Origin of the sequence: Bhargavaea ullalensis, assembly GCF_042432615.1 — a bacterium.
GTDB lineage: Bacteria > Bacillota > Bacilli > Bacillales_A > Planococcaceae > Bhargavaea > Bhargavaea ullalensis.
On sequence record NZ_JBHLWY010000006.1, the window covers coordinates 52,344 to 63,838 of the forward strand.

Genomic DNA, 11,495 nt, shown 5'->3' on the forward strand with positions numbered 1-11,495 from the left:
TAACATCAGTATATAAACTCGGTTGGGAGAATGCAAGCAGGTTTCGGTGCGCCGGAACGGGGATTTCCGCAGTCGGCGGCTGCCGTTCCCCCAGATAGGGGTCCGGTTTCTTCTTGTTCTTTGTCATCCGGGACAAAAAATATCCGATGAACAGAGAGATTCAATCGATCCGTTCATCGGACATCGCCCCGGAATCTTCGACCATCTTCCGCAGGCAGGCATATTCGGTTTCATTCCAGAACTCATCGCTTGCGATGAGCCGTTCCGCATCCAGCCGGGCCGTGTTGAGCGCCCGGTAATCATGGACGGGATCGGCAACCTTGAAGTCGGGCATGCCGCTTTGCCGCTTGCCGAAAAAGTCACCAGGCCCCCGGAGCTCCAGGTCTTTTTCGGCAAGGCGGAAGCCGTCGTTCGTCTCCGTCATCGACTGCATCCGCTCCTTGCCGACTTCGGTTTTCGGGTCGGCCAGAAGCACACAATAGGACTGTTGCGTCCCGCGGCCGACCCTGCCCCGCAGCTGGTGCAGCTGGGCAAGCCCGAAACGCTCGGCGTCTGAAATGACCATGAATGTGGCATTCGGCACGTTGACGCCGACTTCGACGACGGTCGTCGAGACGAGCACATTCAGCCGGCCCTCTGCAAATTCACGCATCACCTGTTCTTTTTCATCGGGATGCAGCCGTCCGTGCATGAGTCCGACCCGGAAACGGCCGCCAAAGTATTGTCGGATCTGGTCGTACATATCAACAGCGTTCTGGACATCCAGTTTGTCGGACTCCTCGATGAGCGGACAGATGACATACGCCTGCCTGCCTGCGCCGAGTTCGTCCCCCATTCTGCGGAGCACGGCGGTGAGCGAGTCGCGCTTTGTCCAGTACGTTTCGATCGGCTGGCGGCCCGCCGGCATCTCGTCCAGCACCGAGACATCCATTTCTCCGAATGCGGTGATGGCAAGCGTGCGCGGGATCGGGGTCGCGGTCATGAACAGGACGTCCGGATCCTCGCCCTTTTCCTTCAGGACGCGGCGCTGGGCCACCCCGAAACGGTGCTGCTCGTCGGTGATGACGAGGCCGAGCCGCTTGAATGAAACATCAGGCTGGATGAGGGCATGCGTGCCGATCACGAGATCCAGTTCCCCGGACGCCAGCTGTTCAAGGATGATGCGACGGGCCTTCGCCTTCGTGGAGCCCGACAACAGGGCAATCCGGACTCCGTGCGGCTCCAGCCAGTCTGCCAGTGTCTGGGCATGCTGTTCAGCCAAAATTTCGGTCGGGGCCATGAGCGCCCCCTGAGCGCCGGCAGTGATGGCGGCATAGAGCGCAATCGCCGCCACCGCCGTTTTGCCGGAACCGACATCACCCTGGAGAAGCCGGTTCATGCGCACGGGTTCCTTCAGTTCCGCGCACAATTCGTTGACGACGCGTTTCTGCGCGCCCGTCAATTCAAACGGCAGCGAGTCGATGAACCGTCGGAGCCTGTCGATGTCATAATGCAGCACCGCCCCCTGCCCCGCTTCCTTCCTCACTTTTTTCATCGCCTGCATCTTGAGCTGATAGCCGAGGAATTCCTCATAGACAAACCGGCGGCGGGCGTGCTTCACGTGTTCGGCGCTCTTCGGGAAGTGCATGCCTTCGATGGCTTCTTCCATGCCGGGCAGCCGGTAGCCGTCCCGGATTTCAGCGGGCAGGCAGTCTTCAATCTCTCCGGCGACCGCATCCAATGCGGCCCTCATGTATCTCCTGAAAGTCTTCTGGTGCATGCCGCCTTTCAGGCTGTACACCGGCTCGAAATCCTCGCCTTCCCGCTTCGGGCCGTCCTTGAACGAGCTGACGTTGATGATTTGCCGGCCGCGGTCCCATTTTCCGGTTACGGTGATCGTCATGCCCGGGGCGAGCCGGTCTTTCAGATAATGCTGGTTGAAAAACACGGCCTTGACGAGATGGCGTCCGGCCAGCATCCGGATCTGCAGGCGGGATTTATTGCGCCCGGAAAAGAAAACGGAAGGTTCGCTTTCGACCCTTCCTTCAATGGTGACGCGTTCTTCATGCGGCGTTTCCGCCAGGTCTTTCAAACGGTTGTCATCGTGCCGGTACGGAAAGTGCATGACCAGGTCACCGACTGTTTCGATTCCGAGTTCCCCCAGATTCTTCGCCGCTTCCCTTCCGATTCCCTTCAGGGTATCGACAGGGTCACTCAACGCCACTTTCGGCTGCCTTCTTTCCGAAGATTTCCGATTCGAGCCGCTTGCCGGTCGGCGTCGCCGCAAGGCCGCCCTTGGCCGTTTCACGCAGTGCGGAAGGCATCGAACGGCCGATCCGGTGCATCGCCTCGATCACTTCGTCCGTCGGGATCACGCTGACGATACCCGCAAGCGCCATGTCCGCACCGACGAGCGCCTTCGCGGCTCCCATTGCGTTACGCTTGACGCACGGCACTTCGACAAGGCCGGCAACCGGGTCACAGACGAGGCCGAGCATGTTTTTCATGACGATCGAGAAGGCATGCGCGCTCTGCTGGGGCGTACCGCCCGCCATCTCCACGATGGCGGCCGCAGCCATCGAGGCGGCGGAGCCGGTTTCCGCCTGGCAGCCGCCCGCCGCTCCCGAGATCGACGCGTTGTTAGCGACAACGAAACCGAAAGCGCCCGACGTGAAGAGGAAGTTGACCATCTGCTCCCGCGTCGGATTCAGCTTTTCCTTCACCGCGAACAGCGTCCCCGGCACGATGCCTGCTGCCCCGGCGGTCGGCGTGGCGCAAATCATGCCCATCGCCGCGTTCACTTCATTGGTCGCGACGGCTTTGCTGACCGCGTCGAGCAGCAGATCGCCCGACAGCGAATTGCCGCTCTTGATATACGTCTGGAGCAGCACCGCATCTCCGCCGGTCAGTCCGGAAGTCGAGTGGACGCCCTTCAGCCCCTTCTCAACCGCCTCCTCCATGACTTCCAGGTTGCGTTCCATCTGCGAGACGACCTGTTCTCTCGTCCGCTTTGTAATCTGCATCTCCTGCTCGATCATGATTTCCGAAATCGGCTTGCCGGATTCCTCCGCAAGCGCGACCAGCTCTTTGACCGATGAGAATAAAATATCCAACGGGATTCCCCCTTTGTTAGTCTGCAAGAATCGAGACTTGCGTCACATTGTCCAGTCCGGAGATCAGGCGGATCATGGCCTCGTCGATGATCTGGTCAACCTCGATGACCATGAGCGCCATCTCCCCTTTTTCTTTCCGGCCGCATTCCATATGGGCGATGTTGATGCCCTCGGCGGCCAGTGCGTTGCTCACGCCGGCAATCACGCCGGGCCGGTCATGGTGCACGATGAGAAGCGCCGGATAATGGCCGGTCAAACGGAGTGGAAAGCCGTTCAGCTCGGTCACTTCCATCTTGCCTCCGCCGATCGAGATGCCCGTCAGTTCCATTTCCCCGTCTTTGTCGCCGATCCGCAGCTTCGCCGTGTTCGGATGCTCCGGCTCCTCTTCCTCGGCTATGAATTCATACCGCATTCCGAGCCGTTCGGCATCTTCAAAGGCCGTGCGGATCCGGTCGTCATCGGTATCATAGTCAAGCAGGCCGCCGACAATCGCCACATCGGTTCCGTGGCCTTTGTATGTCTCGGCAAACGATCCGTACAAACGGATTTCCGCCCATTCCGGCTGACGGCCGAACAGGGTCCTGGCGACGCGGCCGATCCGGGCGGCGCCCGCCGTATGGGATGAAGACGGCCCGACCATGACCGGGCCGATGATATCGAACACTGATCTGAATTTCATCGATGGTTGTCCTCCTTCAGGACTCTCTTTTCTTATTTTACACGATTTCGGCACCAGACTCAAAACACACGTTCGTCTTGAAAGCGCTTTCCGGCGCTTTGTTGAAACGGCACACCGGAATGCGGTGCGCCGTCCATTCACTCCACCGAGAGGATATACGGGTAAAGCGGCTGTTTGCCGTCGTGGATTTCCACTTCCACTTCCGGGTGGCTTGCTTCGATATGGGAAGCGAGCCGCTCTGCTTCTTCAGCGGTCGCACCGGTGCCGTACAAGATGGTCACAATCTCCGAATCGCCGTCGATCAGACCGTCGAGCAGGGACCGGGTCACTTCGTCGAGAGAAGCCCCGGACTTGACGATTTTCCCTTCCGCAATCGCCATGAAGTCGTCTTTTTGGATGGCGACGCCGTCGATTGTGGTGTCGCGAACCGCCGTAGTCACCTGGCCTGTCCGCACATGGGAAAAAGCGGATGTCATCGCATTGGCATTTTCCTCGACAGTGGCTTCCGGATTGAATGCAAGAATGGCCGCCAGGCCCTGCGGCACCGTCTTTGTCGGCACGACGGCCGCTTCGATTCCGGCCATTTCCGCCGCCTGTTCGGCAGCCATGATGATGTTCTTGTTGTTCGGCAGGATAAGCGCCCGTTCGGCGCCGACCCGGCGGATCGCTTCAACGATGTCTTCTGTCGACGGATTCATCGTCTGGCCGCCTTCGATCACCGCGGAGGCACCGATGCTCTTGAAGAGTTCTGCGATCCCCGGTCCCATCGACACCGTGATGACGGCATACGGATGGGTCTCGCCAGTCTTTGCCGGCCGTTCTGCCCGGTGGCCTTCCCCGACGATTGCGGTGTGCTGCTGGCGCATGTTCTCGATTTTGATGTTGATGAGACTGCCGTACCGTTGGCCGTAGGTGAGCACGTCGCCCGGCTCTTCGGAGTGGATATGTACTTTTGCGAGTTCGTCATCCGAGATGACGAGCAGCGAATCTCCATATCCGCTCAGGTCTTCGCGGAATTTCTGTTCATCGAACGGATGGTTCTCCGTCTTGTCCTTTTCAAAGCGCACCATGAACTCCGTGCAGTAGCCGAATTCGATGTCGGATGTATCCATGAAGGCCTGCACACTTTTGTGGTGCTCGGCGCTGATGAGGTCGTCCATCGAAACTTCTGCGCTGCGCTCGGGAAGCTTTTCGCCCTTCATCGCCGCGAGGAATCCTTCATAGACGAACACGAGTCCCTGTCCGCCGCTGTCGACAACGCCGACTTCCTTCAATACGGGCAGCAGGTCCGGCGTGCGCTTGAGGGATGCCCTGGCTTCGTCGGTGAGCGCTTCCATGACACGAATGAGGTCTTCATCTGCCTCGGCCGTTTCGACCGCTTTTCTTGCCGCGTCTTTCGCGACTGTCAGGATGGTCCCTTCCACCGGCTTCATGACCGCCTTATAGGCCGTGTCCACGCCTGCCTGGAAAGCGCCTGCGAATGTTTTGGCGGTCAGCTCTTCCTCCTGCTCGATCTCCTTGCTGAAGCCACGGAAAAGCTGGGACAGGATGACGCCCGAGTTTCCGCGGGCGCCCATCAGGAGACCCTTCGCCAAAGCCTGCGCGGTTTTGCCGATATGATCTTCTGCGACGCGTTCCGTTTCTTTTGCGCCGGAAGTCATGGACAAGTTCATATTCGTTCCCGTGTCGCCGTCCGGGACCGGGAACACGTTGAGCGAATCAACGTAATCTGCGTTATCGGACAGGTGATGGGAGCCCATCTTCACCATCTCCGCAAATCGATGCCCGTTTAAATGTTTCATAACCGTTCGCTTCCTCCTTTTACAGGTTCGTCACACGGACTCCCTGGACAAAAATGTTGACGGAGCCTACCGCCATTCCGAGCAGCCTGCTCAGCGTATATTTCACTTTTGACTGGACCTGGTAAGCGACTTCGGTAATTTTCGTTCCGTACCCGACGATCACATACATGTCGATATGGAGGTCATCGCCGACATTTCGCACGATGACGCCTTTGGTGAAGTTCTCTTTCCGGAGAATATCAGTCAGGCCATCGCGGATCTGATGCCTCGATGCCATTCCGACGATTCCATAGCATTCAACGGCTGCGCCGCCGGCCGCCTGGGCGATCACATCATTCGAAATTTCAATTTTGCCGAATTCATTTTCCAGTCCGATCGACATGGTAACGCCTCCTAAAGTCCAATTTGACTATCGTCATTGTACTATACCGTCCACTATTAGAAAAGGCGCATCCCGACGGGGTCTTTCGCAGTGTAAAGGTTTTTTTCTTGATGAACTCCCTGTTTCGTGTTGCAACGGCTCCCTCTTTGTGATAAATTATTTTAGTATGTGAGATGACGCAAGGAAGAACCGTCTTCATCTTCACCGAAGAGGAGGGAAATCATATGTCCAAGCAATGTGTAGTGACCGGACGCAAAGCCGTTGCAGGCAACAAGCGCTCCCACGCTATGAACGCCAACCGCCGCACTTGGGGTGCCAACCTCCAGAAAGTGCGCATCATGGTCGATGGCAAGCCGAAGCGTGTATGGGTATCCGCCCGTGCGCTGAAATCCGGCAAAGTCGAGCGTGTGTGACCTTTGATAAAGCAAGTGAAAATGCCGGGCTGACATAATGTCAGCCCGGCATTTTGCGTTTGCGCTTCTTCTTTTGGACGGTCGGGGCACTGCTGCTGCTTTCCTCCTTGAAGAACAGCTGCATGCATCTTCTAGCAACGCTGCTCACCATTTTGGGCAGCCGGAACGTGTACACTCTCATTTTTTCCGCTCCTTTCAGGCATCGGTGCTTCTTATCATCAAACATATGCCTGTCTGGAATGAGATAGTACAGACCTCCGAAAGCAGCTCATTGCTCGTATATAGGGTCGTGCCCGGCAAGAGAAGGCCGCCGTCCGCTTCATAGCGGAACCCGCGAAGGGTCATCCCCTCCACCCGTTCCCCGAAAGAAAAGAAAGAGACATAAGGAAATTCCGCCCGCTTTCTGATCCTGTTCTCCCCGGGGAGCAGAAAAGTCAGCTCATTGAACCGGTCGAGGATCCTGAAGCGGATCTCCGGATGGGCGGCCTGCAACCGGCATACCGCGTGCAGGGCGGACTGGGCGTGGTCAAGCCGGCCGCCCGTCACACCGGTCAGCGTGATCCGATCCGGCCCCGCAGCCACCGCCTCAAGCAGCGCCAGCTCGGTGTCGGTTTCGTCTTTTTCCGCCGGCATCCGGAGAAGACGGCCGCTCCCCGAACGGATCTCCTCGAGCTCCAGCTCCGAAACAGAGTCAAAATCACCGACGGAAACGACCGGTCGGATCCCGCTCCTCACAAGACGCAGCGCTCCCCGGTCGGCTCCGTAAAACACGGCATCCGGCCGGGAGAGGTTTTCAAGCGGCGGGATGCCGCTCTTTGGGCCCCCCGCCACGATCACCGCTTCCGCCGTCATTGCAGGGCAGCTGCAGCCGCGTTCCGGATTCCCTGAAGGGCGGCCGGCCGGTCTTCCTTCCCGAAGATGGCGGAACCGGCGACGAATACCGTGGCGCCGGCACGCGCACATTCGGCGACGGTGTCTTCGGTGACGCCGCCGTCCACTTCAATTTCGGTGTCCAGGCCGCGTTCTTTGATCATGGCCGCAGTGCGCTCGATCTTCGGCACGACTTCCCGGATGAACGACTGTCCGCCGAAACCGGGGTTCACCGTCATGATCAGGACCATGTCCAGCTCGCCGATCACATAATCCAGCACATCCGGCGGTGTGTGCGGGTTCAGCACGACCCCCGCCTTCACGCCGTGCGAGCGGATGAGCTGGACGGTTCTGTGCAGATGCGGGCATGCTTCTGCATGCACGGTGATGATGTCCGCCCCCGCTTCAGCAAATTCCGGGATATAGCGGTCCGGATTCTCGATCATGAGGTGAACGTCAAGCGGCAGCTCCGTCACGGGACGGAGCGCCCGGACGGCCAGCGGGCCAAATGTGATGTTCGGAACGAAATGGCCGTCCATGACATCGATATGGATATAGTCTGCGCCCGCACGTTCGACTTCTTTCACTTCTTCTGCCAGTTTTGCGAAGTCTGCGGACAAGATGGAGGGTGCGATTTTGATCATGAAGGATACCTCGGCTTTCGGTCAATGATTTCCTGCAGGAACAGCACATAGTCGTCGTAGCGGAACCGGGCGGCATCCCCGGCTTCGACTGCGGCCTTCACTGCGCATTTCGGTTCTTTCAGGTGCAGGCAGCCCCTGAACTTGCACTGTTCGGACAGCTCGGCAAACTCGATGAAACAATCCGACAGGTCTTCTTTTTCCATATGTTCAAAATCAAGAGAGCTGAATCCGGGCGTGTCCGCCACGAGGCCGCCGCCGTATTCGATGAGCTCCACATGGCGGGTCGTATGGCGCCCGCGGCCGAGCGCATCCGAAATCTCGTCCGTCTTCAGTTCCAGCTCCGGCATGAGCGAGTTCAAAAGCGTTGACTTCCCGACCCCGGACTGACCGGTGAGGACGGTCGTCTTCCCCTCCAGGAACGGCCGGATTGTTGCTGCGAGCCCGTCGTCCCCGATCCGGGTTTCAATGACCGGATAGCCGATTCCACTGTAGTAATCAACATACGGCCGGAGCTTCCTGGAATCTTCTTCGCCGAGCAGGTCCCCTTTGGTCAGGCAGATGATCGGCTCCACTCCGTACGATTCGATGACCGTCAGGAAGCGGTCCAGCAGCCTCGGTGCAAAGTCGGGTTCTTTCATTGAAAAAACGAGCAGCGCCTGATCGACGTTGGCGATCGGGGGCCGGACAAGTTCGTTTTTCCGCTCGTGGACGTGCGTGATCACGGCGTCATTGTCCCCGTCCGCCTCATAGTCCACGAAGTCGCCGACGAGCGGGGTCACCCCCCGGTTGCGGAACACGCCCCTTCCCCGGCTTCGGATGACCCGGCCGTTGTCGTACACGTAGTAAAATCCGCTCAGCGCTTTTCGGATCTGTCCGTTCTCCAAACTTTCACCTTCCCTTTCCTTGTCCGCCGTCATTCATACGGGATCGTCTCCTCGGCAATGACCTGGCCGTCCCGTTCGATCCGGTACGAGGCGCTTCCGCCTTCCTTGATCTCCATGCGGATCCGCTTTGTCGTGTCTTCCGTGATCTTGAACTCTTCGGCAGGTTCCTCGATTTTGTGCGACAGGTCACTGATATAGATGGTCACGGTTTGCTCGGCGCCTTCTTCCGCCGGCTCATACGGGATTGTGACGCCCTGGATGAACGTCTTGACCGGATTGGACTCAGGACCTTTGGAAAGCACCACCTGGATCGTCTCTCCGCGCTCCAGTTCCGTTCCGGCTGCCGGCTCCTGGGAAATGACCTTCCCCGCCTCGACCGAATCGGATGGACGTTCCGCCGTGATCCGGATGTTGAAGCCGGAAGTCCGGGCGTATTCATTCAGCTCGGCCTCATCGAATCCGGACAAATCCTTCGTCTTGATTTTCTCGATGCCGCTGCTCAAGGTCAGGACGAGCTCGGTTTCGGAAGGGATGATCTCCTCTTCCGCTTTTGGATCCTGGCGGATGATGGTCCCCTCCGGCTCATCGGAAAACTCGTTCTCGGTCCGGACGTTTTTAAAGCCGAATTCATCCAGGATATCCGAAATGGAATCCAGGTCGCGGCCGGTGAAGTCGGTCAGTTTGACGGGCTTTTCCCCTGCGCTGACGACCAGGTCGATCCCGGTTCCAAGGTCTCTCGTCTTGCCTGCCGCCGGTGAAGTGCGGATCACGGCGCCTTTTTCCACGTCGGGCGAATTTTCTTCGGTCTGCTTGCCGATTTCAAATCCTGCATCCTGTATGAGCGACACCGCTTCCTCGAGCGGCTTGCCGGCGACATCGGGCACATCCGCCTGTTTCGGGGCAAACACACCGAGCGAATAAAGCAGGATGGCCACGAGCGCAGCGAGGAGGACGACGCCTCCGATGAGCCAGGGCCATTTTTTCTTTTTCCTTTTTTTCTCTTCTTTCGGCACCGGCGGCACGGCGGTTGCCGGTGCTGCGGGTTCGGGCACCCGGGTGTCCCCCGGATCCGCACCCGGCAGATCCCGGATGGCCGGCATCGCCTTCGTCGCATCGTCATCAGGGGGAGGCGGGATGAACTTTGCCTCGTCCTTGCGCTCCGGCGACAGCACGGTCCTGAGGTCCTTCAGCATCGCCTCGGCGGACGGATACCGGTGCGCCGCGTCTTTTGCGGTTGCCTTCAAAATGACATTTTCCAGGCTCTGCGGAATATCCGGCCGCTCATCCCTGACCGGCGGCGTCTCTTCCTGGAGGTGTTTCAGGGCGATCGACACCGGCGACTCCCCGGAAAACGGGAGCTTTCCGGTCAGCATTTCATAGAGGACGATGCCGAGCGAATACAAATCCGACCGCTTTGTCGCAATGCCGCCGCGTGCCTGCTCCGGCGAGAGGTAATGCACGGTCCCCATGACGGAATTCGTGCGGGTGAGCGCCGTGGCGGAAAGCGCCATCGCGATGCCGAAGTCGGTGAGCTTCACGTTCCCGTCAAGGTCCATCAAGATGTTCTGCGGCTTGATGTCGCGGTGGATGATGCCGTGAAGATGGGCTGCGGAAATCCCTTCGCACAGCTGCATCATGATGTCCACTGCGCGGGCGGCGGGAAGAGGGGCTTTTTCCTGAATATATTCTTTGAGGGTCTGTCCCTCTACATACTCCATGACCAGATAGTGAAGGTCTCCGTCTTCCCCGACATCGTAAATGTTGACGATGTTCGGGTGGATGAGACTCGTGGCGGACAGCGCTTCCCGGTGGAACCGCTTCCTCAATTCTTCTTCGTCCGCCAGGTCGTATCGGAGGATTTTGATTGCGACCGGGCGGTCCAGGATCATATCCCTGGCAAGATAAACCGTGGACATCCCGCCGCCGCCGAGCAGGCCGAGGACTTCATAGCGCCCGCTGATCCGCTTTCCGATCATCGGACATCCCCCTCCCGGACACCGCGGTCCACGAGGACGACGGAAATATTGTCTTCCCCGCCCCGTTCATTCGCGGTGCCGACGAGCGCATCCGCCCGTTCACCGGCCGTGCCGCCCGAAAGGACCGCATCCGCCATTTCGTTTCCGGTCAGCTTGTTGCTCAGTCCGTCAGAACAGAGAAGAAGCGCCGTGCCGCGATCGAGCTCGGCAGGCAGGATGTCCGGCTCCGCTTCCGCATCGGTCCCGAGCGCTTTCATGATCACATTGCGCTTCGGATGCAGCACCGCTTCCTCTTCCGTGATTTCCCCGTTCTCCACGAGCATATTCACGAGGGAGTGGTCTTTCGTCAGCTGCACTGCACCGTCGCGGCGGATGAGATAGGTCCGGCTGTCCCCGAGATGGCAGACTGTCGCCTCGGCACCCGAGACGATCGCCGCCTCCAGCGTCGTGCCCATCCCCCGGCATTCTTCGTGTTCAAGCGAATGCTCGTACAGTTCGCGGTTGAGAAGCTCGGCCGTGCCGGACAGCCAGGCGGCCCGGCCTTCATGCGTCGAGAGCGTGACGATGTCGGCTTCCTCGAACTTCCGCTTCATGCCCTCCACCGCCATGCGGCTCGCCGTGTCTCCGCCTTTATGGCCGCCCATTCCGTCGGCGACGATCGCCAAAAGAATACGGCCGTTTTCTCTTGTAAAAACGGATGCATGGTCCTCGTTGATCCGCCTTTTCATTCCTACATGTGTTCGCACTGCAAAT

At 58.9% G+C, this 11,495-nt stretch carries 12 protein-coding genes; 1 reads left to right on the top strand and 11 read right to left on the bottom strand.

Translation table 11 applies throughout. The features are described from left to right. Window positions 1-160 precede the first annotated feature (160 nt). The 5 genes from recG to ACFFIY_RS01705 form a co-directional block, all read right to left on the bottom strand. Entirely contained in the window at window positions 161-2,203 is a 2,043-nt protein-coding gene (gene recG / locus ACFFIY_RS01685; RefSeq protein WP_354196245.1) for an ATP-dependent DNA helicase RecG, read from the bottom strand. Beyond that, window positions 2,190-3,092, bottom strand: a complete 903-nt coding sequence (sdaAA, locus tag ACFFIY_RS01690) for an L-serine ammonia-lyase, iron-sulfur-dependent, subunit alpha (RefSeq protein WP_354196243.1) — start codon at window positions 3,090-3,092, stop codon at window positions 2,190-2,192. Before sdaAA ends, recG begins: the two co-directional genes overlap by 14 nt. A 16-nt stretch (window positions 3,093-3,108) precedes the next feature. Next, window positions 3,109-3,771 carry an L-serine ammonia-lyase, iron-sulfur-dependent subunit beta gene (sdaAB, locus tag ACFFIY_RS01695; protein ID WP_354196241.1) on the bottom strand — a complete coding sequence of 221 codons (663 nt, stop codon included), beginning with the start codon at window positions 3,769-3,771 and terminating at the stop codon, window positions 3,109-3,111. 137 nt (window positions 3,772-3,908) lie between these two features. Then, window positions 3,909-5,573: a fatty acid kinase ATP-binding subunit FakA gene (locus tag ACFFIY_RS01700; RefSeq protein ID WP_354196239.1), complete on the bottom strand. Its 1,665-nt coding sequence runs from the start codon at window positions 5,571-5,573 to the stop codon at window positions 3,909-3,911. A 19-nt stretch (window positions 5,574-5,592) separates the two neighbouring features. Then, the gene (locus tag ACFFIY_RS01705; protein ID WP_354196237.1) at window positions 5,593-5,955 is read right to left on the bottom strand and encodes an Asp23/Gls24 family envelope stress response protein; all 363 of its coding nucleotides are present in this window, start codon (window positions 5,953-5,955) and stop codon (window positions 5,593-5,595) included. Window positions 5,956-6,179: 224 nt separating this feature from the next. Here ACFFIY_RS01705 and rpmB point away from each other — a divergent pair, with 224 nt between their 5' ends. Next, the gene (gene rpmB, locus ACFFIY_RS01710) at window positions 6,180-6,368 is read left to right on the top strand and encodes a 50S ribosomal protein L28 (RefSeq protein ID WP_354196235.1); all 189 of its coding nucleotides are present in this window, start codon (window positions 6,180-6,182) and stop codon (window positions 6,366-6,368) included. Window positions 6,369-6,408: 40 nt separating this feature from the next. On the opposite strand, the gene ACFFIY_RS01715 is transcribed toward rpmB, so the two are convergent. From ACFFIY_RS01715 to ACFFIY_RS01740, 6 genes are read right to left on the bottom strand one after another with little or no spacing between them, the layout of a single operon-like run. Continuing rightward, window positions 6,409-6,549 carry a stage V sporulation protein SpoVM gene (locus ACFFIY_RS01715; RefSeq protein ID WP_354196233.1) on the bottom strand — a complete coding sequence of 47 codons (141 nt, stop codon included), beginning with the start codon at window positions 6,547-6,549 and terminating at the stop codon, window positions 6,409-6,411. Between the two features lie 14 nt (window positions 6,550-6,563). Further along, entirely contained in the window at window positions 6,564-7,199 is a 636-nt protein-coding gene (locus tag ACFFIY_RS01720) for a thiamine diphosphokinase (RefSeq protein WP_354196231.1), read from the bottom strand. Between the two features lie 17 nt (window positions 7,200-7,216). Continuing rightward, a complete protein-coding gene (rpe, locus tag ACFFIY_RS01725; RefSeq protein WP_354196229.1) occupies window positions 7,217-7,882 on the bottom strand; it encodes a ribulose-phosphate 3-epimerase in 666 nt (221 codons plus the stop codon). Next, window positions 7,879-8,766 (bottom strand): ribosome small subunit-dependent GTPase A, encoded by an 888-nt coding sequence (gene rsgA / locus ACFFIY_RS01730; RefSeq protein WP_354196227.1) that lies wholly within the window; start codon window positions 8,764-8,766, stop codon window positions 7,879-7,881. The genes rpe and rsgA overlap by 4 nt, the downstream gene beginning before the upstream one ends. A 29-nt stretch (window positions 8,767-8,795) precedes the next feature. After that, window positions 8,796-10,742 carry a Stk1 family PASTA domain-containing Ser/Thr kinase gene (gene pknB / locus ACFFIY_RS01735; RefSeq protein WP_354196225.1) on the bottom strand — a complete coding sequence of 649 codons (1,947 nt, stop codon included), beginning with the start codon at window positions 10,740-10,742 and terminating at the stop codon, window positions 8,796-8,798. Further along, a complete protein-coding gene (locus tag ACFFIY_RS01740; protein WP_354196223.1) occupies window positions 10,739-11,488 on the bottom strand; it encodes a Stp1/IreP family PP2C-type Ser/Thr phosphatase in 750 nt (249 codons plus the stop codon). The genes pknB and ACFFIY_RS01740 overlap by 4 nt, the downstream gene beginning before the upstream one ends. Between the last annotated feature and the right edge of the window lie 7 nt (window positions 11,489-11,495).

Bases quoted from the DNA above. Each gene is read 5' to 3' on its own strand.
- sdaAB (WP_354196241.1), bottom strand. From the start codon at position 3,771: ATGAAATTCAGATCAGTGTTCGATATCATCGGCCCGGTCATGGTCGGG.
- ACFFIY_RS01700 (WP_354196239.1), bottom strand. From the start codon at position 5,573: ATGAAACATTTAAACGGGCATCGATTTGCGGAGATGGTGAAGATGGGC.
- ACFFIY_RS01705 (WP_354196237.1), bottom strand. From the start codon at position 5,955: ATGTCGATCGGACTGGAAAATGAATTCGGCAAAATTGAAATTTCGAAT.
- rpmB (WP_354196235.1), top strand. From the start codon at position 6,180: ATGTCCAAGCAATGTGTAGTGACCGGACGCAAAGCCGTTGCAGGCAAC.
- ACFFIY_RS01715 (WP_354196233.1), bottom strand. From the start codon at position 6,549: ATGAGAGTGTACACGTTCCGGCTGCCCAAAATGGTGAGCAGCGTTGCT.
- rpe (WP_354196229.1), bottom strand. From the start codon at position 7,882: ATGATCAAAATCGCACCCTCCATCTTGTCCGCAGACTTCGCAAAACTG.
- pknB (WP_354196225.1), bottom strand. From the start codon at position 10,742: ATGATCGGAAAGCGGATCAGCGGGCGCTATGAAGTCCTCGGCCTGCTC.